A 22,339-nucleotide genomic window follows, 5' to 3' on the forward strand; every position below is an offset into this window, starting at 1 on the left:
AAAACCCATGGGCCAGGCCAGATACACAGACTTCAGGACACTCCCATCCCCGGCCAGCATTACGATACGGTCGGGGTGGCGCCTCTCCTTGAACCGGCTGATTTTGAGGGACTTCTTGCTGACAAGGCGTTCGATGTCCACTGGATCGTGGACACCATACGCGCGCAAGGGGCCCGCGTGGTCATTCCCCAGCGTCGGAACCGCCTCGACAGGCGACCCTTCGATGGAGCCCTGTTCAAGGCACGCCATCTCATCGAGAACTTCTTCTGCAAGCTCAAGGAGTTCAAGCGCATCGCCATGCGAAGCGACAAGACCGACAGATCATTCGCAGCGATGATTTATCTTACCGCCGCAATCATCAATTCGCGTTAATTCCCAACAGGCCCTGGATAAATGCCGGTTGTATTCATCAACCGTCCGGCGGATTTCGCTATCCCATGCATTCCACTGGGCTGGGGAACGCCCGGCAGCATCAATGCCATCCTTCCATTTATCAAACGGGCTTCTGTCTGCCGATGATGGCTGAATGGCCACGCGCTTTTCCCCTGAACAACATGATATTTACTGCTCGTTTCATATCTTTCGATTGATACAGGTAATAACCTGTGGGTTCAGGGGGAATATGGGTATGTTCTGTATGCTGATCTGGAAACGAATATTCAGAATCATTATTTAGAATAATAACAAAAATAGAAAATATATTTCCATAACAGACAATCAGAACTCTTTATTGGCCCCGATATGGCGTTTACGCACGGCCATAAAAAAATCCTTCAGGACACACACCCAAACGGGCATAAATCCTAAAGGATAATAAAACAGAAAATATTTATAATATAGACGCGTTATTTATTGGAAATAATACCTACTCATTCCCACTCAATCGTTCCCGGCGGCTTGGACGTAATGTCATAGGTCACGCGGTTCACGCCGCGCACTTCATTGACGATCCGTCCGGCCACGCGGTTGAGGAAGGACATGTCGAAGGGATAGATATCCGCCGTCATGCCATCGGTGCTGGTCACCGCGCGCAGGGCGCAGGCGTAGTCATATGTACGCCCGTCGCCCATGACGCCCACGGTGCGGACCGGCAGCAGCACGGCAAAGGCCTGCCAGATGGCGTCGTACAATCCGGCGGAGCGGATTTCCTCAAGGAAGATCGAATCAACCCGCCGCAACAGGTCCAGCTTCTCACGCGTGATGGCGCCGGGAATACGGATGGCCAGTCCCGGCCCGGGGAACGGGTGGCGGCCGACGATCGCTTCGGGGATATCCATCTCCCGGCCCAGTTCGCGCACCTCGTCCTTGAACAGTTCGCGCAGCGGCTCGACCAGTTTCATCTTCATCCGTTCCGGCAGGCCGCCCACGTTGTGGTGCGACTTGATGGTCACGGACGGGCCGCCGGTAAAGCTGACGCTTTCGATCACGTCGGGATACAGCGTGCCCTGCGCCAGGAATTCGGCGCCACCCAGTTTTGCCGCCTCTTCCTCGAACACTTCAATGAACAGGCGGCCAATGGTCTTGCGCTTGATTTCAGGGTCGCTCACCCCTTCCAGCGCGTTCAGGAACAGGTCGGACGCATCGCGGTGGATCAGGTGGATGTTGAAGCGGTCCCGGAAGGTCCGGATCACCTCATCCGCCTCACCCGCGCGCAGGATGCCGGGGTCAACGAAAATACAGGTCAGCTGGTCGCCAATGGCCTGATGGATCAGCACCGCCGCGACCGAGGAATCAACCCCCCCCGACAGGCCACAGATCACACGCCCCTTGCCCATCTGCTGGCGGATGCGGGCAATTTCCATTTCACGGAAGCCCGCCATGGTCCACGTGCCCCGGCATCCCGCCACGTCATGGGTGAAGTTGCGCAGCAGCGCCGCGCCATGCGGGGTATGCACCACTTCGGGGTGGAACTGCACGCCATACAGGCGGCGGCCTTCGTCGGCGATGATGGCGAACGGCGCGCCCTCGCTCACGGCCACGGCCTGGAAACCGGGCGGCAGCTTTGTCACGCGGTCGCCGTGGCTCATCCATACCTGTTCACGCCCGCCACGTGCCCATGTGCCGCGGAACAGGGCGCAGTCCTTGATGATATCGATATGTGCGCGGCCGAATTCACGGTGTTCGGATGTTTCCACCGTGCCACCCAGCTGGCGGCACATGGCCTGCTGGCCATAGCAGATGCCCAGCACCGGCACGTTCAGGGCGAACACCACTTCAGGGATGGTCGGCGCGTCCTTGTCCAGCACGCTGGCCGGGCTGCCGGACAGGATGATGCCCTTCGGCGCAAAGGCGCGAATCCGCTCGGCGGTGCTGGAATACGGCCAGATTTCGCAATATACCCCGCTTTCACGCACGCGCCGGGCAATCAGCTGGGTGACCTGGCTGCCGAAATCCAGGATCAGGATACGATCCTCATGCAGGGATTCATCAAGTCCTGCGACAGGGGCGGCGGTCTTCGCGGTATCGTTCATCATGTATCTTTCGGTCGCGGCATTATCGATAGAACAGGCTTCCAGCATGAGCTGGCAACATATTGCAAGGGTGGGATAGTCTTTCCCGCGCAGATAGCACAATATATGCATTCAGGCAGGCCTGTCTTTCCTGTCGGCTCCGACAAACCGGATCATATGGTTGTTTCATGACTGCACGTTCTTTCCTGCTGGCGGCCGCCTGCGCCGCCTGCCTTCCCCTTGCCGCTTCCCCCGCGCGCGCCGACGCCAAAAATGACCCCGTGGGACTGTGGACGGGGCAACTGGTGCGCGACCAGGGCAACTGCAGCACCGAAACCGGCAACACCTCCACCTTCCAGATCGGCACGAAACGCATGACGTTCACCCCGGCCGACGGATCCATAGCATTGACGGGCGTGCCGCAGAAAAAGGCTGACCTGTACCATACCGAAACCGTGGTCAGGCAGCCATCTGGCGCCGCCTTCCCCATGGTGTTCGAAGCCCGCCCGGAAGGCAACACGATGGTCGGCACCTACGGCACCCCGCGCTGCCGGGCGCATATCGTGATGAAACGCTAGTTTTTTCCTGCCTGCCGGGCCGTGTTCACGCAATCGGGAACAAAGCGGTCCGATACAGGCATGGATGCGGGGCCACGATCCGATATATTCTCATATATGGCTGATAACATGACACTAGCCGGGGCCGTCCTGTCCATTGTGGTCCGCAACGGGCGCATGCTGCTGGTCTGCAGGCGCAATCCACCGGATCAGGGGCTGTGGGGGTTTCCCGGCGGCCGCATCGAATACGGCGAAAGCTACCTGGACGCGGCAGCGCGCGAACTGCGTGAGGAAACCGGCTTCATCACCCATGCCGAGGGCACGCTGACGGCCTTTGACCTGATCGACCGTGACGATACGGGCCGGATCCGCTTCCACTACCTGATCGTGGCCGTGAAATGCCATGACAATGGCTGGACCGATATCACGGCGGGCGATGATGCGTGCGACGTGGGGTGGTTTGACATGGCGCAGGTGCGCGCCGACCCCGCCGCCTTCAGCCCCGGCCTGCTGGAACTGGGCACGCTGGCCCTGTCCCCGCGCGGCATCGCCCCATGGCCGGTGGCCGCACAGGTACGCACCCCCGCCCCCCATTCCCCCCGGACCGAGAGCATCCCGTCATGACCCAGATTTCTGCCCTGATTGTCGAGGACGAGGCAACGATAGCGGAACTGGTCGCCACCATGCTGGAGGCAAACGGCATTCACGCCACCATAAGCCCCGACGTGGCCGACGCCATGCAGCGGATCGGGGATACGCGCTATACGCTGGCGCTGGTGGACCTGACCCTGCCCGATGGCGACCCGGACGCCCTGATCGCCACGGCGCAGGCCCAGGGCTGCCATGTGATCGTGATGAGCGGCGACCCCGACCGTCTGGCCGGTTACGCGCCGCTGCCGCTGCTGGAAAAACCCTTCCGCATGAAGGCATTGCTGGAACAGGTCCGTCAGGTCGCCCCGGTGGCCTGACCCTTAACGCCTGGGAATCAAACGTTTTTTGTGCCGCGCTTTTTTCAAAAGGCGGTATTCCCTGAAACTTTTAAAAAAAAGCTTCACCAGAAACTTTTGATACTGTCCCTGTTACGGCGTGGGCAGCCTTACGATGGTGCTGCGCTGTGCGGGTGACAGGTCCGTGCGCAGACTGACGCGGTACAGGGCAACCCGTTCCGCCACACGTCCCTGCCGCCCACGCACAAGTGTATCGACCTGCCGGACCGACACGAATACATCGCGGTCAAAATCACGGCGGGGATTACAGACCATGATCCCGTCGCCCGAAACATCATGCGGCAGGTTGAACAGCGCCCAGCGCGGCTCCATCCCCGCCACGACCCGGCCGGGCATGACGGTGGCCAGTTCCGCCGCCGTGCCGTAGTCACACGCGGCAATGAAATCACCCGGTCGCGCCTGGTCCGCGATCCGGGTGGCCAGATCACGCCAGCCCGCCATCTGCCGCAACGCCACGTCCGTATGGGCTGACAGCGGCAGCGGGGCGAACAGCGCCTGCATGTAAACCAGCGCGCCAACCAGCACGCCCCCCCCGATCGCCCAGCGGCCCCACCGCCATGCCACCGTGGCGGTACCTGCCGCCAGCATGGGATAGATCACCACCGGCCAGTTCGCCTGCACCCGGTCGCCCATGGCATGCTGCATGAATACACAGGCCGGCAGCAGCGTCATGCATGACAGTAACGCGCAACCGCCCCCCCGCCGTGCATGGCGCAGCGCGACCACCTGCCCCCATATGAAAAAGGCCGCGATGCCCGGCGTCATCAACCCGATCTGTCCCGCCGCCAGTTCGGTCAGGAACTGCACGGCCCGGCCCGGATGCCAGTCCGCTGTCCGCCCGCCCTGCCGGACAAAACTGGCCCAGTCATGCCGCGCATTCCACCACACCACCGGTGCGACGCACGCGGCCGCCACCACCACGCCGCCCACAACGCCCGGCACCTGCCGCAACCCCCATGCGCGGTGACGCAGCCCCCGGACCACCAGCCACAGCCCGATGCCGCCAACCGGCAGGATGGCGGTATATTTACTGTCGCACGCAAGGCCCGCGGCCAGCCCCGCCACCAGCCACCAGCCCGTCCCCGCCCCAACCGTGACGCGGCCCATGGCGCATAGCAGTACGGATATGAAAAACATCACCGGCATGTCCGGTGTTATGACAACCGACTGAATTGCCAGCGCCAGAGTCGCCTGCAACATGACGCAGGCCCGCATGCCCCCTGCCCGCCCCGCATCGGGCAGCAGGTCGCGCACGGCGCGGAACACGAAAAAGGACAGCCCCGCCCCCGCCAGCACCCCCACCAGCCGGACGCCAAACGCATTGTCACCGCCCAGCAGCATGCCCAGCCGTATCCACACCGCCACCATGGGCGGATGGTCAAGGTAGCCTGCGGCGGGGGCGAAGGCCCACAGCCGGTAATACGCTTCATCAGGGGAAAGTGGCAGGATACCCGCCACGACCAGCCGCAGGCCGGCCAGCAGCACAAGCAGGTACAGCCACCAGCGCGGGCTGTACCGCACCCTCACACAGGCACGCCGGGACGGTTCAGGCTGGTGCGGATGGTCTGCAGCGTCTGCACGCGCACCACGTGCGGGGCTTCGGTCAACTGGCGGGTCAGCAGGTTTTCATGGGTCGCGTCGCGCGCCACCAGCCGGACCAGGAAATCCCCCCCGCCCCGGATCATGTGGCATTCACGCACTTCCGGCCAGCCCGATACCTGGTTTTCAAAAGCGGACAGGACCGCTTCCTTCTGGCTGTCCAGCCCGATCAGCGCGAACAGCGTGATCGACCATCCCAGCCGCGCGCCATCCGTATCGGCATGGTAGCCACGGATCACGTGGTCTTCCTCCAGCCGGCGCATGCGGCGCAGGCAGGGCGGCGCGGAAATGCCCACGCGCCGCGCAAGTTCCACGTTCGTCATGCGTCCGTCCAGCTGAAGCTCGGCCACAATCCGACGGTCAATCGCATCCAGATCAGCCATCCGTTCCGCCATGCCTGTTCCATCTTTCGCAAAGGGGGCGGCTGTCGCGCCCATATGCCGTAATAATGATGCCCTTCCTACTCCAACCCTTGCACGGACGCCAGTGGACGACCATACCAAAGGAAATTGTGACGATAGGGTTTTTCTGATCTCATGCCCCAGACGTGTTCTACCGACCTGCTTGTCATTGGTGCGGGTCCCGCCGGTTACACTGCCGCCATCTATGCCGCGCGCGCGAATCTTTCCCCCGTCCTGGTCGCCGGGCTGCAGCCCGGCGGGCAGTTGATGATCACCACGGATGTGGAAAATTATCCCGGCTTCGCCAAGGGCGTGCAGGGACCGGACCTGATGATGCAGATGGCCGAACAGGCCGGCAATGTCGGCACGCGGCTTATGGATGACATCATCGTCTCATGCGATTTCACCCGCGCTGACGGCACCGGCCGGTTCTACGCCACCGGCGATTCCGGCACGGTGTATGAAGCGCGCAGCGTGATCATCGCCACCGGCGCGCAGGCCAAGTGGCAGGGCGTGCCGGGGGAAAAGGAATTCCAGGGTTCCGGCGTTTCGGCCTGCGCCACATGCGACGGCTTTTTCTATCGCGGCAAGCGGGTGGCCGTGGTGGGCGGCGGCAATACGGCGGTGGAAGAAGCGCTGTACCTGACCCACCACGCCAGCCACGTGACCCTGATCCACCGCCGCGACAGCCTGCGCGCGGAAAAGATCCTGCAGGACCGGCTGCACGCCAACCCGAAGATTTCGGTCATATGGAACAGTGCGGTCGAACGCATTACCGGCAGCGGCACGCCCCCCGTGGTCACGGGGGCGGACCTGCGCAACACCGTGACCGGCGCGATGCAGCATATTGATGTTGACGGGGTGTTCGTTGCCATCGGCCATGCGCCAAATACCACAATTTTCCGTGATGTGGTGGCGATCGATACAGACGGTTACATCATCACCACGCCGGGCAGTACCCGCACCTCCGTTGCCGGCGTTTTCGCCGCGGGTGACGTGCAGGACAAGATATTCCGCCAGGCGGTGACAGCGGCTGGCACCGGGTGCATGGCGGCACTGGAAGCCGAGCGCTTTCTTGCGGCAGCGCAGTAATGAAACATGAAGAGTCCTTGACCTGCCTCCGTATTTCCTTCACCACAACGTTTAGTGTCATAACACTTGGCGCGCCCTTTATTAGATAGCAAAGCGGAGTCAACGCGTGGACTGGGATAAACTCCGGATATTTCATGCTGTAGCCGAAGCAGGGTCGTTCACCCATGCCGGCGACGTGCTTAACCTGAGCCAGTCTGCGGTATCGCGGCAGATTTCAGCCCTGGAAGAGGCGCTGCAGGTCCCTCTTTTCCACCGGCATGCCCGGGGGCTGATCCTGACCGAACAGGGTGAGACACTGAACCAGACGGTCCGGGAAGTCTTCTCCAAGCTGGCCATGACGCAGTCCCTGCTGACGGAAAGCAAGGAAAAGGCGGCGGGACGGCTACGGGTCACCACGACAACCGGCTTTGGCACCTGCTGGCTTACGCCACGGCTGCACCGGTTCATGGAAACCAATCCTGACATTTCGATCACCATGATCCTGGAAGATAACGACCTGGATCTGGGCATGCGCGAAGCGGATGTCGCGGTGCGCATGCACCCGCCCCGCCAGCCGGACCTGATCCAGCGGCACCTGGCGGATTTCCCGCTGCCGATCTATGCCTCGCAGTCGTACCTGAATGATTACGGCACGCCCCGCACGCTGGAGGAACTGAACGCCCACAAGCTGGTGCTGTTCGGTGGCTACCACCCGCCCGTGCCGCACATCAACTGGCTGGCTGAAACCGGCGTCCCGTCAGATGAACGCCGTCAGGCGCGGCTGGAGGTCAACAGCCTGGCCGCCATGGCGGGCGCGATCGCGGCCGGTATCGGAATCGGGTCGATCCCGCTTTACGCGGCGTCGCAGTATCCCAACCTGGTCAAGATCCTGCCAGAAGTGCCGCTGCCCACGGTCGATGCCTATTTCGTGTACCCCGAGGAACTGCGCACGTCCAAGCGCGTGGCGGTGTTCCGTGACTTCCTGCTGGCGGAAATCAACGCCCGCCACTGATCACGGCAGATACCCGCCACAGGATAAAGAAACACCGCGCCGGGTCCGACCCGGCGCGGTGTTTTTGTCAGAGGCGGCCTGGAAACGGACGGATGATCAGTCGGTTGCCTGATGCGACTGGTTGACGCGTTCGCGCAGTTCCTTTCCCGCCTTGAAAAACGGCACCACCTTTTCCTCCACCGACACGGTTTCCCCCGTGCGGGGGTTGCGGCCGGTGCGGGCGTCGCGTTTCTTGACCGTAAACGCCCCGAAACCGCGCAGTTCCACCCTGTCCCCCCGCATCAGTGCGTTACTGACTTCCGTAAAGATGACCTGAACAATACGTTCCACCTCCCGTATGGGCAGATGTGGACGCGCAGCGGCAAGTTCGGCAATCAATTCCGATCTGGTCATCCTGTTCCCCTAATTTAAACAACAGATTAAAGTTTCCAGATCGCAACGGCCCCGTCAAGCGCGGTACTTTCCTTCAACAGAAATTCTGCACCAGGCACCCCCGACAGGATACCCGAAAACCACCGACGCCAGTTGACCCGCGTGGCGGCGGGGCCAATATCGGTCACCTGCACATCATCGGGCAGATGTGTGTTGCCGATCAACCATTTACGCGCATCCGCCATGGACCCGACCTGATCCACCAGCCCCAGCGGGACCGCCTGCTGCCCGGTATAGGGGCGACCATCGGCCAGTTCCCTTACACGCTCGACCGGCATATGCCGGTCCTGCGCCACGACATTGACGAAAAAACCGTACAGGTCGGCAATCACGCCCTGCAGCATCTCGCGGCCTTCGGGCGAAAGCGGCTGCACCATGGAAGGCTGCCCCTTCATCGGGCCGGACACAAGCTGGTCCACATGCACGCCCACCCGGCCCAGCAGGCCCGATACATCGGGCGATTCCAGAATGACCCCGATCGATCCGGTCAGGGTGGACCGGTTGGCGAAAATGCGCGAAGCGGGCACCGACACCATATACCCGGCCGATGCCGCAACCCCGCCCATGGACACCACCACCGGCTTGCGCCGGGCAAAGGCGGCCACGGCGTCATGCAGCACCTCGCCCCCCGTTACCGCGCCGCCGGGGCTGTTGACCTCCAGCACCAGGCCACGGACCGAGGCGTCATCGGCGGCTTTCTGCAGGGCTTCGACATTTTCATGTTCGTCGGCGGGGATGATCCCCTCCAGCTTCAGATGGACCAGATGCGGCGCGTGGCCCGTCAGCCCGCCGCCCCCGGCGCGCAATGCGGCCACGATGCAGGCAAGGACAAAAAAAGCCACAGCCCCGCCCCGCCAGACCAGAAGCCGGCGACGAAGGGATGTGGCATGCAGCAGCATATCGGGGTCAGTATCCATGACGGAGCCATATCATGGATACCCCCCATACCGAAGGCAGGACTATGAAAGCCGTGTCACCATCATGCCTTGCGCCGGCGGCGCGTGGGCCGGGCCGGTTCATCATGATCGGCGGAAGCCGCGGCAGCAGCGGCGGAGGCTGCGGTAATCTTGCGGCCAAGACCGATTTCACGCGCAAGGCTGGACCGGCGTTCGGCATAATTGGGGGCGACCATGGGGTATTCGGCCGGCAGGCCCCAGCGTTCGCGGTACTGCTCCGGCGTCATGCCATAGGCGCTGTGCAGGTGGCGCTTGAGCATCTTGAGTTTCTTGCCGTCTTCCAGGCAGACGATGTAATCCGGAAAGACCGATCGCTTGATCGGCACGGCGGGCTGTGGCTTTTCAGGTTCGTTTACCGGACGTCCGGCCGCGGACAGCGCCTGATAGACATTACGTATCAGGTCGGGAAGCACATCGGCCGCGACACTATTGTTTGAAACATGCGCCGACACGATCTGTGTCGTCAGTTCCAGACATGAAAAATCCTGCTCTGTATCAGACATAATATATTCCGTGCCTCTGTATTCAGCCATGTCGTCGCGATTTCCACACGAACTTTCATTTCAGGGACATATACTGCCCCATCAATAAATACAATACTTCTGCCTTGCCCATGCTGCGTATTATCAAGCGGAATGTTTCGTTTATATTATATAGAATGCCCCGTCCTAAATAATGCGCCCCTAATATGAACACCCGTTTTGTAGAAATTCATTGCATGTTGTATCAATCTTTTTCATGCATCCACGTGGATACGGGCGAAACAGGCTGCGGTTCCGTCATGCGCCATCTGCGCGGGCGGGTTTTTCCTGCGCAATACGCCACTCAACTTCTCCATATCGAATGCCGGGTCGCAGGCTGCGCAGATCAGGCGGATGCGCGTTTCCTCCATATTATCCTTAATGCTGTAAATGACCTGTCGGGCCTCCTTGCGTGTTATAACGATTTCCGCCCGCCGGAGTTCCGCCAGCTGCTGACTTAACGTGGGCTGACCGATACCGGTTTCAGCTTCGATCTGGCCCACGCTCTTTTCGCCTTCCAGCAGGCAGGCCAGCACCATCAGCCGCTGCGGCTGGGCCAGCAGACGCAGGCGCTGTACAAGGTTTTCTGCAATTTCTCGTGTTCTGGGCAGATTGCTCATGTCACGGATCCCCTCGACCAGTTAGGCAAACCCGCTACGTACCATAATCCCGCCCGGTGGAACACAGGACAGGACTTGATAAAATACATACATAATATATTAAACATATAAACCATTTATGCACCCCTCTTTACGGGAGCCCACATGACCGACCGCGCCGCATACGCATCCATGGCCACCCGGCCCGGCCCGCGCTGTCATGGCTGACGGGCTGCAGACCCTGCTGGGGCTGTGCAGCGGCGGGGTCATCGGCTTCACGCTGGGGCTGGTCGGTGGCGGGGGATCGATCCTTGCGGTGCCGCTGCTGCTTTATGTGGTGGGCGTTACCGACCCGCACCGGGCCATCGGCACCAGCGCGCTGGCCGTGACCATCAATGCGCTGTGCAGCCTGGCCAGCCATGCACGGGCGGGCAATGTCGTGTGGAAATGCGCCGCGCTGTTCGCCAGCGCCGGCATATCCGGCGCGCTGGCGGGGGCGGCGTGCGGCAAGATCATCAACGGGCAGCACCTGTTGTTCCTGTTCGCCCTTGTCATGGTCGCGGTTGGCGCGCTGATGGCGCGCGGCTGCCACCAGCCCGCGGCACGGGCGCGGCCTGCCGCCATGCGCACGGCCCCGCTGCCCATCGTGGCGTACGGGGTCCTGACGGGGTTCTGTTCCGGGTTCTTTGGCATTGGCGGGGGATTCCTGATCGTGCCGGCCCTGCTGGCGGCGACCGGCATGCCCATGCTCAACGCCATTGCGACATCGCTGGTGGCGGTCTGCGCATTCGGGCTGACAACATCGGTCAGCTACGCGGCGGCGGGCATGGTGGACCTGCCCATGGTGGGCATCCTGGTCGCGGGGGGCGTTGCGGGCAGCGCGGGCGGCAGCACGCTGGCGCGGCATCTGGGCCAGCACCCGCAACGGCTGCGCCGGATCTTTGCCTACCTTATTTTCATTGTGGCATTCTACATGATGTGGCGCAGCGCGCGGGCAATGGGCCTTGCCTGACACGGTGCGCGACCATCGCGCCGCCATGACCGGAAAGCCGCCCCATGTCCCAGACCATCCCCCAGACCACCGTAACCCTTGACCACCCGGTCGACTTTGCCCGCTGGCGCAGCGCGACGCGCGCCCTGGTGGGCCAGCATGTCCCGCCCGGGGACATTGCGTGGCATGTCGCGCCATCCGGCACGCCAGACACCCCTGTCCCCGCGCAGGCCGCCCCGCCCTTCCGCATCCCGCGTGAAACCATGCAGATGGCGGCGGACGTGCTGCAGTCCATGCTGCCTGACCGCTTCACCATCGCCTACCACCTGATCTACGCGCACGTGACCGGGACCGGGATGCCGCCGCCGGATATTGCGCGGATCGAAGACGCGGCGGACACCGTGCGCGCGGAAACCGCGCACCTGCGCCACGACCTGTTCACCCTCATGCAGCACGGCGACGGGCATGAGGCATGGCATGCCACCATGGCGGCCACGACCTACGCGCCCGAAAGCAATGCGCGGTTCATGACCTTCCAGCTGTCGCTTGCGCCATGGCGGCTGGCGCTGCCGGGGCGACGGATGGAATGGACGGGCGAAAAACTGCTGTACGGGCAGGATGACGCCGCCCCCGCGCCCATTGCCTTTGGCAGCCTGCCGCCACCCGCCATGCCGCTGGTGACCGACCTGGACATTCCCCGCATCACCGCCCTGCCCGCCGTGGCGCTGGCGGCGCGGACCTGCCGCATCTGCCCCATGGCCCGCCACGCCACCCAGACCGTGTTTGGCGAGGGCCGCAGCGACGCGCGCATGATGTTTGTCGGTGAACAGCCGGGGGACAAGGAGGACCGTGCCGGCCGCCCCTTTGTCGGCCCGGCGGGCCAGCTGTTCGACCGCGCCCTGCTGGAAGCGGGAATCGAACGTGACGACACGTATGTGACCAATACCGTCAAGCACTTCAAGTTCCGTCCCCGTGGCACGCGCCGCATCCATGAAAAGGCCGGGCCGGAGGAAATCGCCAACTGCGCCCCCTGGCTTGCGGCGGAACGGCGGATCATCCGCCCGCATGTGCTGGTCATGCTAGGGGCCACGGCGGCATCCGCCCTGCTGGGCCGCCATGTCACGATCGGGCGTGAACGATCACGCGCGATCACACTTGAAGATGGCGCGACCGGGGTGGTGACGGTGCATCCCTCCTTCCTGCTGCGCGTGCCCGATGACGCGGCGCGCGCGCGCGAATATGACCGTTTTGTCGCGGACCTGAAGCTGGCGGCCAGCCTGCGTGCGCCCGTAGCCCCCTGACCCGCCACGAAACCCGCAGCAATCCCCGCCACGAGGAAAGCCGATGCCAGATATGCACTCGCGACACCGTTACGCCATGCCAAGATGCGTTATGGATAAGGTGCCCCATGTCGCCGGAAGCCGCATATCGTGCCTGCAGACCTGAATCTTCTGCCCTCTTTTGTTACCCGTCTTTTCAACGGAAAGCATTTTCCCACCATACGTGCCCCCGGCTATGCACGGATGAGTGGCCTGAAATGGCTGTATGCCCCCACGCCCGAGGCCCTGGCCTTTGCCGTGCGCACCACGTTCGCGGCGCTGATGGCGCTGACCATCGCCATGTGGATGGAACTGGACGACCCGCCATGGGCCGCCATGACGGTGTGGATCGTGGCCCAGGGATCACGCGGGGAAAGCCTGTCGAAAGCCCGGTGGCGACTGGTGGGCACGGCCATCGGGGCGATCAGCGCCGTCATCCTGGTCTGTTCGTTTCCGCAGGCGCCGTGGCTGTTCTTCCCCGCCATCAGCATATGGATCGGGCTGTGCTGCATGTGCGCGACGCTGGTGCGCAACTTCCGGTCCTATGCGCTGGTGCTGTCGGGCTATACCTGCGCCATCATCGCGCTGGCCGCGACGCGCGACCCCGACAACATCTTCATGATCACCATGTCGCGCACGTCCTATATCGTGCTGGGCATCACGTGCGAGACGCTGGTGGCGGTGCTGTTCGCGCACAACCTCGCATCAAGCGCGCGGCGCAACATGCGCCAGAAGATCCAGATGGCGCTGGGCAGTTCGACCGATGCGGTGGCCAACCTGCTGGCGGTGGACGAAGCCGCCTTCATCCGCTCACGCGCGCTGTTCGGCACGATCCTGAGCATCAACGACCAGATCGAGTTCAGTGAAGTCGAGATGGGCCCCCACGGGCATGAAGGCGACCATGCGCGCGCGGCCCTTTCCGCCGTGTCCGTCCTGCTGTCCCGCGGGCTGGGCATGATGTCGCGCATCAAGGCGCTGGGCACCACGAACGAACAGTTTACCGAAACATCGCTGCTGACGCGCACCTTCCTGCTGGGCGTGCCCGCGCGGCTGGAAAACGACGCCGAGATCCCGCACATCCAGCAGGACCTGCAGGACCTGCGTGGCGTGTGCCGCCAGCGCATCATCGACGCGCTGACCCATGAAATCAGCATGGCCCCCACGACGGAAACGCTCGAGGTGGACGACCTGCTGAACTGCCGCATCCTGCATAACGCGCTGGATGAACTGCTGGGGGAACTGGAACAGGCCATTGCGGAATTCGACGCCAGCCAGCACGAAATCCGTGGCGACCACTTCCATTTCCGCATCGAGGCGCACCGCGATTTCAAGGAAGCGGCCTATAACGGCATCCGCGCCGCCGTGGCCATCGGCGCGTCCGCCCTGATATGGGAAGTGACGGCATGGGCCAACGGCATCGGCTTCATCACCATGGTCGCGGTGACGTGCGGGCTGTTCGCCACGCGTGAAAACCCGGTGGTGGGCACCATGAACTTCCTGCGCGGGGCGTGCTGGGCGGTGTTTGTGTCGGGCTTCCTCGTGCTTCTGTTCCTGCCGCGGCCGGCGGAATTCGAAATGCTGGCCGCGGTCCTCGCCCTGCCCATGATCGCGGGCGGGCTTGCCGCGCGCAACCCGGCCACGGCGGGGGCGGCCGCGTCCTACTGCCTGTTCCTGCCCAACCTTGTGGGGCCGGGCAACCAGACGCGACTGAACGAAATCGCGTATTTCAACGCCTCCTTCGCATTGCTGTGCAGCATCGGCTTCGCGGTGCTGATCTTCCGCGCCGTGCTGCCGTTCGACAATGATGAAGAACGCTGGCGCATGCGCAACCGCACGCTGCATGACCTGCGGCACCTGGCCTCCGCCCAGCCCATGCCGCGCACGCAGTCGTGGATCGGGCGCAATACGGACCGTTTCTCCCGCCTGATCCGCCATGCGGGGCCGACGCCCACCCCCACCATCGAGGCGTACCTGCATGGCACGCTGTCGGCCATGACCATCGGGCTGAACATCATCCGCCTGCGCACGGTCATGGAACGCGGGCAACTGCCGCCTGCCGCCAACCGCGCCATCGAACTGTTCCTCAGCCGCATGTCGCAGTTCAGTGGCCGGTACGGGCGCTTTGGCCGCACGGCGCGGGTGGCGCTCGGGGCCACGCGCAGCCTGCGACGGCTGGAGGCGACGGAAACCAACATCACGTCGCGTATCGAGATCACGCGCGCCATTGCCTACCTGCTGGTCATTTCCTATGAACTGGGCGCCAACGCAGCCTTCCTTGATGCTTCCCAGCCCTATCGCATGACCGACGGATCATGACGCGCCCCTGACACGGGATGCGGGCAAGGGAAGGATGGAGCCAATCATGACCCCTGCCCCCGCTTCCGCCGCCCCTGCCGCCCTGCGCGGTCATATCGTGACCTTTCGCGGCAACCCGTTCCTCATGCCGCCGCACGATGCGCTGGTGGATGAACCCGACGGGCTGGTCATCATCACCGATGGCCGCATTACCCATGCCGGGGCGTATGGGGAAACCATCAGGCACCTGCCAGCTGGCGTGCCGGTTGCCGATTACCGTGGCTGCCTGATTTCGGCTGGGTTCGTGGACACGCATGTTCATTACCCGCAACTGCCCATGATCGCGGCCTATGGCGAACAGCTTCTGGAATGGCTGGAACGCTATACCTTCCCCACCGAACGGCGCTTTGCCGATGAAACGTACGCCACCACCATCGCCCGGCAGTTCCTGCACGGGCTGCTGCGTTGCGGCACGACCACGGCGGCGGTGTACTGCACGGTCCACCCGCAGTCGGTTGATGCGTTCTTTGGTCAATCCACCCGCCTTGGCACGCTGATGGTGGCGGGCAAGGTGCTGATGGACCGCAACGCGCCCGATTACCTGCGTGATACGGCCCAGCGAGGCTATGATGAATCGCGTCGCCTGATCGACCGCTGGCACGGCCGGAACCGCCAGCATTACGCCGTCACCCCCCGCTTCGCCCCCACCAGCACGCCCGAACAGCTGGAACTGGCGGGCGCGCTGCTGAAGGGCGACGATACCCTGTTCATGCAGACCCACCTGGCCGAAAACCGGGCGGAGGTCGCATGGGTGGCCGACCTGTATCCCGACAGCCGTTCCTATCTGGATGTGTATGACCGCGCGGGACTTGTCCGCCCGCGCAGCGTGATGGGGCATGGCATTTACGTGGATGAACATGACCTGTGCCGCTGCCACGAAAGCGGCTGCGCGCTGGCGCACTGCCCCACGTCCAACCTGTTCCTGGGCAGTGGCGCGTTCCGGCTGTTTGACGTGATGGATGCAAAACGCCCGGTGCGCACGGGGCTGGGCACCGACGTGGGCGCAGGCACCAGCCTGTCGCACCTGCAATCCATGAACGAAGCCTACAAGATCGCGCAGATGACCGGAAAGCGGCTGCACCCGGTGCAGGCTTTCTGGCTGGCGACACGTGGTGGCGCCGAGGCGCTGCACCTGGACGACCGCATCGGCGCCATCGCCCCCGGCATGGATGCCGACCTGTGCATCCTTGACCCCCGCGCAACACCGCTGCAGGCACTGCGCGCGCAGATGTGCGACAGCACGGCCGACATCCTGTTCACGCTCATGATGCTGGGCGATGACCGCAGCATCCGCGCGACCTGGGTAGGCGGACGCCTGGTCCATGACCGCGACATGCCTGCGATATAAGGAAAAACATACGCGATGCCGTGACCGGCACCATGCATGATGACAAACGCTTCATCTGCGTCAAAGCCTGATGACTGGGGGAATAAGCCATCATGGACATTTATATCGGCTTTGATTCCGCATGGACGGACAATCCGAAAGCGCCCGGAGCCATCTGCGCCATCGGCATCGAAAATAGGCATCCGGTGCAGTTCCATACCCCGCGACCGGTATCCTTTGATCAGGCGCTCACTTTCATACAGAACGTCCGCTGTGGCGACGGTGCCACGCTTATCGCGTTGGACCAGCCGACAATCGTGCCCAACCTGACCAGTATGCGCCCGGTAGAACGCGTCGCCGCTTCACTTGTCAGTTGGCTTGGCGGCGGTGTGCAGCCATCCAGCCGGAAAAGAAAAGGCATGTTCTGCGACGCTTCGCCAATCTGGCACTTCCTGAAGTCGCTGAACGCAAGGGAACATCCCGAGGAAGCCCGGCTGGCAGCCAGTGGTCTCTATCTGATGGAAGTTTTTCCAGCCCTTGCGCTGGCGTCATTGGGCGATGGGTTCTTCGGGCGGCTCAGCGCGCCCAAATATAACCCGGCCCGTACAAAGAACTTTCGCCAGGACGACTGGATCCATGTGGCGACAAATGCTGCGCGACAGGCTCATCTACTGGGATGCAGGGAATTGGCGGAATGGTGCCACGCCTGTAGCAAAATTGCGCGCCCGCGAAAGCAGGACCAGGATAAGCTGGACGCCGTGTTATGCGTGCTGATCGCACTCCACTGGCGACTTCGCCCCCGCGAAGAATCTCTGCTCCTTGGTGATTTCTCCACCGGATACATGGTTCTGCCAGCCAGCCCGGAAGTACGCGGATACCTGAGCGAACCAGCTCGAAAATTCGCGGTGGCCATGGACGGAGCAGTTTTACCTACGTAATCACGTTCTACAAAAGATAATGGTGCTTGCCACCCTTGCCCGCAGCAGTGATTTCAGCCCCGCTGCACCTGTTTCCACAAAGGGCATTTGCAGGTCCATACCGAGGCACTGCTATTTCCGCTGCCTTCATCCGTAAAACGGTGCATGACAATCAACACCGCGCGTCACTTGCGCGTTTCGCGGTCAAATGGACGCATTCCAGTGTTGACTGAAATAGCGAACCGGGAATTTCAAGTGGGGAAATACACACGCGATGCAGTGGCGGAGAGGGTGGGATTCGAACCCACGGTACGCTTGCACGCACAACGGTTTTCGAGACCGCCCCGTTCGACCACTCCGGCACCTCTCCAACTGCACGCGGTGATGCAGCGGCTTATAGGGGCGTGCGCGGGGCGGCGCAAGGGGTCTTTTTTCACCCCGCGCACATGTCCATAAAAAATATTGACCTGTGGCGGCACACCCAGTAAAAGCCCGCATTCACCCCGCGCGAACGGGGATACCGCCGCATAATCGCGGCCAATATAAAAAAGCGACTGGGCCGTGCCGCCTGCATCCCCACGATGCCGCGCACGCCAAGAGATCGGAAAGATAGATAGAGAATGTTTGCAGTTATCCGTACCGGCGGTAAGCAGTACCGCGTTGCCAAGGACGCCGTCCTGAAGATCGAAAAGCTGGAAGCCGAAGCCGGCGCCACCATCACGTTCGACCAGGTCCTGGCCGTTGGCGGCGAAGGTGGCACGACCATCGGCGCGCCGACCGTCAAGGGCGCGACCGTCACGGGCACCGTGATCGCGCAGGACCGTCTGGCCAAGATCATCATCTTCAAGAAGCGCCGCCGGCAGAACAGCCGCCGCAAGAACGGCCACCGCCAGCCGGTGACCGTGGTGCGCATCTCCGCGATCAACGCCGCCTGATCCCTCGCCCGGTCGCGACCGGGCAGGTCAGATCAGAGATTTCAGTTTTAAGGAGTTCAGGCAATGGCACAAAAAAAGGCAGGCGGTTCATCCCGTAACGGGCGCGATAGCGCCGGACGTCGCCTTGGCGTCAAGAAGTTTGGTGGCGAAAGCGTCATCGCAGGCAACATCATCGTCCGCCAGCGCGGCACGAAGATGAAGCCGGGCGTGAACGTTGGCGTCGGCCGCGACCACACCCTGTTTTCGCTGGTGGACGGACATGTGAAGTTCGAACGCCGCGCGGAAGGTCGCGTGCATGTTTCCGTGCAGGCCCTGCCGCTGGCAGCGGAATAAGGCTTACGCCTTAATCACTGCGGGAATACCCGAATTGAAGGGGGCGGTCATTCTGGCCGCCCCTTTTTTCGTATGATGCCGGGTCGCGTTTTCTGGTATCATGCACGCACACAAGGCACGTGCGCACGACGGCGCGCGCCCACCGGATCGCAGGTAATGAAGTTTCTTGACCAGGCCAAAATCTATGTAAAATCCGGCGACGGCGGGGACGGTGTCGTCGCCTTCCGCCGGGAAAAATATATCGAATTTGGCGGTCCGGACGGGGGCAATGGCGGCCGGGGCGGCGATATCGTATTCGAAGCGGTCGATAACCTGAACACCCTGATCGACTTCCGCTATACCCAGCATTTCCGCGCGCGCAAGGGCGGCAATGGCGCGGGGTCCGACCGCACGGGGGCGGCGGCGCAGACGGTGGTCATCAAGGTGCCGATCGGCACGCAGATATTCGATGAAGACCGCGAGACCATGCTGGGCGACCTGGATGTCGCGGGCAAGCGCCTGCTTCTGTGCCGGGGCGGTGACGGCGGTCGTGGCAACGCGCACTTCAAGACCAGCACCAACCGTGCCCCGCGCCGCGCGGACAAGGGATGGCCGGGCGAGGAACGCTGGGTCTGGCTGCGCCTGAAGCTGATTGCCGATGTCGGGCTGGTTGGCCTGCCCAATGCGGGCAAGTCCACCTTCCTGTCCACCGTATCGGCGGCACGGCCCAAGATCGCGGATTATCCCTTCACCACGCTGCACCCGCAGCTTGGGGTGGTGCGGCTGTCGGTTACGGAAGAATTCGTGATTGCCGACATTCCCGGCCTGATCGAGGGCGCGCATGAAGGCAGCGGGCTGGGCGACCGGTTCCTTGGCCATGTCGAACGCTGCGCGGTCCTGCTGCACCTGATCGATGGCACGGCGGAAGACGTGGTCGAATCATGGCGCACGATCCGCCATGAACTGTCGGAATATGGTGGCGGGCTGGCGGACAAGCCCGAAATCATCGTGCTGAACAAGATCGACGCCCTGCTGCCTGAAGAAATCGAGGAACGGCGCAAGGCGCTGGAACAGGCCTGCGGGCAGGACGTAATGTGCATGTCCTCGGTCGCCCATATGAATGTGGACACCGTGCTGCGCCGGTTGCAGGATTACGTGACCCGCGACCGCGCGGAAAAGGCCGAAATGGAAAAGGGGGAGACGCCCGCGACATGACGGATACCCCCCTGCCCCAGCTGCGTACGGCGCAGCGTGTTGTCGTCAAGATCGGCAGCGCCCTGATTGTTGATCCCGAACAGGCCGCGCCCCGTCAGGCATGGCTGGACAGCGTGGCGCAGGACATTGCCGCCCTGCGCGCGCAGGGGACGGAAGTGGTCGTGGTGTCTTCGGGCGCGATCGCCCTGGCGCGCCACCAGCTTGGGCTGACGCGGCGCGTGCTGCGGCTGGAGGAAAAGCAGGCGGCGGCCTCCGTCGGGCAGATCCGCCTGGCGCAGGCATGGACCGATGCCCTGTCGCGCTTCGACATTACGGCGGCACAGCTTCTGCTGACCCCCGATGATACCGAAAACCGCAACCGCTACCTCAATGCCCGCGCGTCGCTGAACACATTGCTGGCGCTGGGCTGCGTACCCATCATCAACGAAAACGACGCCATCGCCACGACCGAAATCCGCTTTGGCGACAATGACCGGCTGGCCGCGCGGGTGGCTGAAATGATCAATGCGGACCAGCTTGTGCTGCTGTCGGACATTGACGGGCTGTACACCGCCGATCCGCGCAACAATCCCGATGCACGGCACCTGCCGGTCGTGGCCGAGCTGACCGACAGCATCGAGGCCATGGGCGGCGCGCCCCCGCCGGGTTATTCATCGGGCGGGATGCGGACCAAGCTCATGGCGGCGCGGATCGCAACGCAGTCGGGCTGCGCCATGGCCATTACGCAGGGCCAGCCGCTGCACCCGCTGGCCCGCCTGCGTGACGGCGGGCGCTGCACGTGGTTCCTGCCCGCAACCGACGCCCGTTCGGCCCGCAAAAGCTGGATCGCGGGCAGCCTGACACCTGCGGGACAGGCCGTAATTGATGATGGCGCGATCCGCGCGCTGACAATGGGATCCTCCCTGCTGCCGGCGGGCGTGACTGCCGTGACGGGTGATTTCGACCGGGGCGACCTGATCGCGGTCATGGACCGGCAGGGCAACCGGATCGCCTGCGGCCTTGCCGCCTATGCGGCGGATGATGCGCGGCGGATCGCGGGGCACCAGTCCGATGAAATCGAGGACCTGCTGGGCTGGCAGGGCGCGGATGAACTGATCCACCGCGATGACCTGGTGCTGCTGATGCGCACGGAATCCGCAACTTCCTGACAGGAAGCCTGTTTCAAAACGCTTCCCGGAACGCTGCCTTCAATTCCGGCCTATTCCGGGCGGGGTGGCCAGCGCAGGGTTGGTTCCGCACGGCTCCCGCGCTCGGGCGGCCAGACCGATGCCCGCACCGGGCGCGCGCCACGGCTGGCGGCGTCATCACGCGGGGCCGCGCGGCTCCATTCGGACAAGGGCGGCATATCATCGCCCGCGCGCCGGTCATCCGCGCCGTCGCGTTCGGGCGTGCGGGGCACGTAGGGCCGCTGCGCCTTGCGGGCGGAAGACAGAACATCCCACTCTTCCGCAACATCATGCCGCGGCGGGGCGCGCACGGGTTCGGGCGCGCGGACCGGCTCCACGGGCCGGATCGGCTCGGACCGGGGCTGCGGGGGGCCGGGCGCCCATACGGGGGCTGACGGGGCCATGATGTCAGGCAGGGCGTCACCGGTGGCGGGCGGCGGGGCGGCGGCCGCATGCTGGCCCATCGCCATGACCCGCAGTTCCGCCTGCAGGTCATCAAGCTGTATGGCCAGGTTATCCAGCCGTCCCTTCACGCCAAAGACCGCGAAAGGCACCAGCAGCCACACCAGCGCGAACAGGATGCCGCCAATCAGAAGCACGGCCTGTGCCCACGCGGGCATCCATTCGGGAAAAAGGGACGACAGCATGTATCGTGCCACCTGAACTGAAGTTACCCGACCAACGCGGGCGGGTTCCGCCCGCGCCGCCAGACCATTACATGCCCAGCGCGCGGCGGTAGATGTCAAGCAGGGTCTCCTGCTCTTCCACTTCCGCCGGTTCCTGCTTGCGCAGGCGGATGATCTGGCGGATCACCTTTACATCAAAACCGGCGGATTTCGCTTCGGTAAAGATATCCTTGATGTCGCCGGCAAGGGCCTTGCGTTCTTCTTCCAGGCGTTCAACGCGTTCGATAATGCTGCGCAGGCGGTCGGCTGCGATACCGCCGACGGCGGCAGACTTGTCTTCCGCCTCGAAATTGTCAGCATTCATGGCAGGTGTCTCCAGATATCGTGATTGTGCCGTTCCGCGCCCATCTGCACACATGAAGGGAATGTCACTAGGCGACGGGGTGGAAGGGCGGGATTATCGCGCCGCCGCCCGATGGTCAATGCCAACTTGACAGCCCGGAGAGACGGGCCGTAATCGAAGCGGCACGCCAGTATGCCGCATTTGCGTCATGTCCCGATACAGCGCATG

At 63.2% G+C, this 22,339-nt stretch carries 24 protein-coding genes and 1 tRNA gene; 15 read left to right on the forward strand and 10 right to left on the reverse strand.

All coding sequences use genetic code 11. The annotated features are described in order from the left end of the window. The coding region (locus GEU01_RS06280; protein WP_019085391.1) for a transposase at nucleotides 1–372 on the forward strand (372 nt) is incomplete at its 5' end. Nucleotides 373–869: 497 nt separating this feature from the next. On the opposite strand, the gene guaA is transcribed toward GEU01_RS06280, so the two are convergent. Continuing rightward, nucleotides 870–2,471 (reverse strand): glutamine-hydrolyzing GMP synthase, encoded by a 1,602-nt coding sequence (gene guaA, locus GEU01_RS06285; RefSeq protein WP_198284450.1) that lies wholly within the window; start codon nucleotides 2,469–2,471, stop codon nucleotides 870–872. Nucleotides 2,472–2,638: 167 nt separating this feature from the next. On the opposite strand from guaA, the gene GEU01_RS06290 reads away from it, so the two are divergent. From GEU01_RS06290 to GEU01_RS06300, 3 genes are all read left to right on the forward strand, one after another. Further along, a complete protein-coding gene (locus tag GEU01_RS06290; RefSeq protein ID WP_019085393.1) occupies nucleotides 2,639–3,028 on the forward strand; it encodes a hypothetical protein in 390 nt (129 codons plus the stop codon). A gap of 96 nt (nucleotides 3,029–3,124) precedes the next feature. After that, nucleotides 3,125–3,631, forward strand: coding sequence for an NUDIX hydrolase (locus GEU01_RS06295; protein ID WP_019092254.1), 507 nt, complete (start codon nucleotides 3,125–3,127; stop codon nucleotides 3,629–3,631). Continuing rightward, nucleotides 3,628–3,975: a response regulator gene (locus GEU01_RS06300; RefSeq protein WP_019085394.1), complete on the forward strand. Its 348-nt coding sequence runs from the start codon at nucleotides 3,628–3,630 to the stop codon at nucleotides 3,973–3,975. The genes GEU01_RS06295 and GEU01_RS06300 overlap by 4 nt, the downstream gene beginning before the upstream one ends. 111 nt (nucleotides 3,976–4,086) lie before the next feature. Here GEU01_RS06300 and GEU01_RS06305 read toward each other — a convergent pair whose 3' ends face one another. Then, the gene (locus tag GEU01_RS06305; RefSeq protein WP_019085395.1) at nucleotides 4,087–5,541 is read right to left on the reverse strand and encodes a glycosyltransferase family 39 protein; all 1,455 of its coding nucleotides are present in this window, start codon (nucleotides 5,539–5,541) and stop codon (nucleotides 4,087–4,089) included. Then, complete coding sequence (locus tag GEU01_RS06310) at nucleotides 5,538–6,008, reverse strand: Lrp/AsnC family transcriptional regulator (RefSeq protein WP_010509316.1); 471 nt, start codon at nucleotides 6,006–6,008, stop codon at nucleotides 5,538–5,540. Before GEU01_RS06310 ends, GEU01_RS06305 begins: the two co-directional genes overlap by 4 nt. Before the next feature lie 141 nt (nucleotides 6,009–6,149). Between GEU01_RS06310 and trxB the strand changes: the two genes are divergently transcribed. Continuing rightward, complete coding sequence (gene trxB, locus GEU01_RS06315; protein ID WP_019085397.1) at nucleotides 6,150–7,106, forward strand: thioredoxin-disulfide reductase; 957 nt, start codon at nucleotides 6,150–6,152, stop codon at nucleotides 7,104–7,106. Between the two features lie 106 nt (nucleotides 7,107–7,212). After that, nucleotides 7,213–8,097, forward strand: coding sequence for a LysR family transcriptional regulator (locus GEU01_RS06320; RefSeq protein WP_026018548.1), 885 nt, complete (start codon nucleotides 7,213–7,215; stop codon nucleotides 8,095–8,097). 96 nt (nucleotides 8,098–8,193) lie between these two features. Here the strand turns inward: GEU01_RS06320 and GEU01_RS06325 are convergent, their stop codons facing one another. From GEU01_RS06325 to GEU01_RS06340, 4 genes are all read right to left on the reverse strand, one after another. After that, nucleotides 8,194–8,490, reverse strand: coding sequence for an integration host factor subunit beta (locus GEU01_RS06325; protein ID WP_019085399.1), 297 nt, complete (start codon nucleotides 8,488–8,490; stop codon nucleotides 8,194–8,196). Between the two features lie 26 nt (nucleotides 8,491–8,516). Further along, a complete protein-coding gene (gene sppA / locus GEU01_RS06330) occupies nucleotides 8,517–9,446 on the reverse strand; it encodes a signal peptide peptidase SppA (protein WP_019085400.1) in 930 nt (309 codons plus the stop codon). Nucleotides 9,447–9,508: 62 nt separating this feature from the next. After that, complete coding sequence (locus GEU01_RS06335) at nucleotides 9,509–9,988, reverse strand: MucR family transcriptional regulator (protein WP_010509308.1); 480 nt, start codon at nucleotides 9,986–9,988, stop codon at nucleotides 9,509–9,511. 233 nt (nucleotides 9,989–10,221) lie between these two features. Further along, nucleotides 10,222–10,626, reverse strand: a complete 405-nt coding sequence (locus tag GEU01_RS06340; protein WP_019085402.1) for an ArsR/SmtB family transcription factor — start codon at nucleotides 10,624–10,626, stop codon at nucleotides 10,222–10,224. A gap of 199 nt (nucleotides 10,627–10,825) precedes the next feature. Between GEU01_RS06340 and GEU01_RS06345 the strand changes: the two genes are divergently transcribed. The 5 genes from GEU01_RS06345 (at nucleotide 10,826) to GEU01_RS06365 (ending at nucleotide 17,535) form a co-directional block, all read left to right on the forward strand. Then, entirely contained in the window at nucleotides 10,826–11,617 is a 792-nt protein-coding gene (locus GEU01_RS06345) for a sulfite exporter TauE/SafE family protein (RefSeq protein ID WP_019085403.1), read from the forward strand. A 44-nt stretch (nucleotides 11,618–11,661) separates the two neighbouring features. After that, complete coding sequence (locus GEU01_RS06350) at nucleotides 11,662–12,897, forward strand: UdgX family uracil-DNA binding protein (RefSeq protein ID WP_019085404.1); 1,236 nt, start codon at nucleotides 11,662–11,664, stop codon at nucleotides 12,895–12,897. A gap of 129 nt (nucleotides 12,898–13,026) precedes the next feature. Beyond that, a complete protein-coding gene (locus GEU01_RS06355; protein WP_019085405.1) occupies nucleotides 13,027–15,231 on the forward strand; it encodes an FUSC family protein in 2,205 nt (734 codons plus the stop codon). Nucleotides 15,232–15,277: 46 nt separating this feature from the next. Beyond that, nucleotides 15,278–16,618: a guanine deaminase gene (guaD, locus tag GEU01_RS06360; protein ID WP_026018549.1), complete on the forward strand. Its 1,341-nt coding sequence runs from the start codon at nucleotides 15,278–15,280 to the stop codon at nucleotides 16,616–16,618. A gap of 92 nt (nucleotides 16,619–16,710) precedes the next feature. After that, entirely contained in the window at nucleotides 16,711–17,535 is an 825-nt protein-coding gene (locus tag GEU01_RS06365) for a DUF429 domain-containing protein (protein ID WP_019085407.1), read from the forward strand. 259 nt (nucleotides 17,536–17,794) lie between these two features. Here the strand turns inward: GEU01_RS06365 and GEU01_RS06370 are convergent. Beyond that, nucleotides 17,795–17,884: transfer RNA gene (locus tag GEU01_RS06370), tRNA-Ser, on the reverse strand. 250 nt (nucleotides 17,885–18,134) lie between these two features. Between GEU01_RS06370 and rplU the strand changes: the two genes are divergently transcribed. The 4 genes from rplU (at nucleotide 18,135) to proB (ending at nucleotide 21,124) form a co-directional block, all read left to right on the forward strand. After that, the gene (rplU, locus tag GEU01_RS06375) at nucleotides 18,135–18,449 is read left to right on the forward strand and encodes a 50S ribosomal protein L21 (protein WP_010509296.1); all 315 of its coding nucleotides are present in this window, start codon (nucleotides 18,135–18,137) and stop codon (nucleotides 18,447–18,449) included. A gap of 63 nt (nucleotides 18,450–18,512) precedes the next feature. After that, on the forward strand, nucleotides 18,513–18,782 hold the full coding sequence (gene rpmA, locus GEU01_RS06380; protein ID WP_007400196.1) for a 50S ribosomal protein L27: 270 nt from the start codon (nucleotides 18,513–18,515) through the stop codon (nucleotides 18,780–18,782). 156 nt (nucleotides 18,783–18,938) lie between these two features. Next, entirely contained in the window at nucleotides 18,939–19,976 is a 1,038-nt protein-coding gene (gene obgE / locus GEU01_RS06385; RefSeq protein ID WP_010509290.1) for a GTPase ObgE, read from the forward strand. Continuing rightward, nucleotides 19,973–21,124, forward strand: coding sequence for a glutamate 5-kinase (gene proB, locus GEU01_RS06390; RefSeq protein WP_019085408.1), 1,152 nt, complete (start codon nucleotides 19,973–19,975; stop codon nucleotides 21,122–21,124). Before obgE ends, proB begins: the two co-directional genes overlap by 4 nt. Nucleotides 21,125–21,174: 50 nt before the next feature. Here the strand turns inward: proB and GEU01_RS06395 are convergent, their stop codons facing one another. Further along, the gene (locus GEU01_RS06395) at nucleotides 21,175–21,789 is read right to left on the reverse strand and encodes a hypothetical protein (RefSeq protein WP_019085409.1); all 615 of its coding nucleotides are present in this window, start codon (nucleotides 21,787–21,789) and stop codon (nucleotides 21,175–21,177) included. Between the two features lie 67 nt (nucleotides 21,790–21,856). Further along, entirely contained in the window at nucleotides 21,857–22,132 is a 276-nt protein-coding gene (locus GEU01_RS06400; protein ID WP_010509284.1) for a DUF2312 domain-containing protein, read from the reverse strand. Nucleotides 22,133–22,339 lie beyond the last annotated feature (207 nt).

Origin of the sequence: Komagataeibacter europaeus LMG 18890 (assembly GCF_000285295.1) — a bacterium.
GTDB classification, from domain to species: domain Bacteria; phylum Pseudomonadota; class Alphaproteobacteria; order Acetobacterales; family Acetobacteraceae; genus Komagataeibacter; species Komagataeibacter europaeus.

Coding starts and splice junctions, on each gene's coding strand:
- guaD (WP_026018549.1), top strand. CDS start 15,278: ATGACCCCTGCCCCCGCTTCCGCCGCCCCTGCCGCCCTGCGCGGTCAT.
- trxB (WP_019085397.1), top strand. CDS start 6,150: ATGCCCCAGACGTGTTCTACCGACCTGCTTGTCATTGGTGCGGGTCCC.
- GEU01_RS06325 (WP_019085399.1), bottom strand. CDS start 8,490: ATGACCAGATCGGAATTGATTGCCGAACTTGCCGCTGCGCGTCCACAT.
- GEU01_RS06400 (WP_010509284.1), bottom strand. CDS start 22,132: ATGAATGCTGACAATTTCGAGGCGGAAGACAAGTCTGCCGCCGTCGGC.
- rplU (WP_010509296.1), top strand. CDS start 18,135: ATGTTTGCAGTTATCCGTACCGGCGGTAAGCAGTACCGCGTTGCCAAG.
- proB (WP_019085408.1), top strand. CDS start 19,973: ATGACGGATACCCCCCTGCCCCAGCTGCGTACGGCGCAGCGTGTTGTC.
- GEU01_RS06290 (WP_019085393.1), top strand. CDS start 2,639: ATGACTGCACGTTCTTTCCTGCTGGCGGCCGCCTGCGCCGCCTGCCTT.
- GEU01_RS06300 (WP_019085394.1), top strand. CDS start 3,628: ATGACCCAGATTTCTGCCCTGATTGTCGAGGACGAGGCAACGATAGCG.
- GEU01_RS06335 (WP_010509308.1), bottom strand. CDS start 9,988: ATGTCTGATACAGAGCAGGATTTTTCATGTCTGGAACTGACGACACAG.
- obgE (WP_010509290.1), top strand. CDS start 18,939: ATGAAGTTTCTTGACCAGGCCAAAATCTATGTAAAATCCGGCGACGGC.
- rpmA (WP_007400196.1), top strand. CDS start 18,513: ATGGCACAAAAAAAGGCAGGCGGTTCATCCCGTAACGGGCGCGATAGC.
- GEU01_RS06340 (WP_019085402.1), bottom strand. CDS start 10,626: ATGAGCAATCTGCCCAGAACACGAGAAATTGCAGAAAACCTTGTACAG.
- GEU01_RS06365 (WP_019085407.1), top strand. CDS start 16,711: ATGGACATTTATATCGGCTTTGATTCCGCATGGACGGACAATCCGAAA.
- GEU01_RS06350 (WP_019085404.1), top strand. CDS start 11,662: ATGTCCCAGACCATCCCCCAGACCACCGTAACCCTTGACCACCCGGTC.
- GEU01_RS06395 (WP_019085409.1), bottom strand. CDS start 21,789: ATGCTGTCGTCCCTTTTTCCCGAATGGATGCCCGCGTGGGCACAGGCC.
- GEU01_RS06295 (WP_019092254.1), top strand. CDS start 3,125: ATGGCTGATAACATGACACTAGCCGGGGCCGTCCTGTCCATTGTGGTC.
- GEU01_RS06345 (WP_019085403.1), top strand. CDS start 10,826: ATGGCTGACGGGCTGCAGACCCTGCTGGGGCTGTGCAGCGGCGGGGTC.
- guaA (WP_198284450.1), bottom strand. CDS start 2,471: ATGAACGATACCGCGAAGACCGCCGCCCCTGTCGCAGGACTTGATGAA.
- sppA (WP_019085400.1), bottom strand. CDS start 9,446: ATGGATACTGACCCCGATATGCTGCTGCATGCCACATCCCTTCGTCGC.
- GEU01_RS06310 (WP_010509316.1), bottom strand. CDS start 6,008: ATGGCGGAACGGATGGCTGATCTGGATGCGATTGACCGTCGGATTGTG.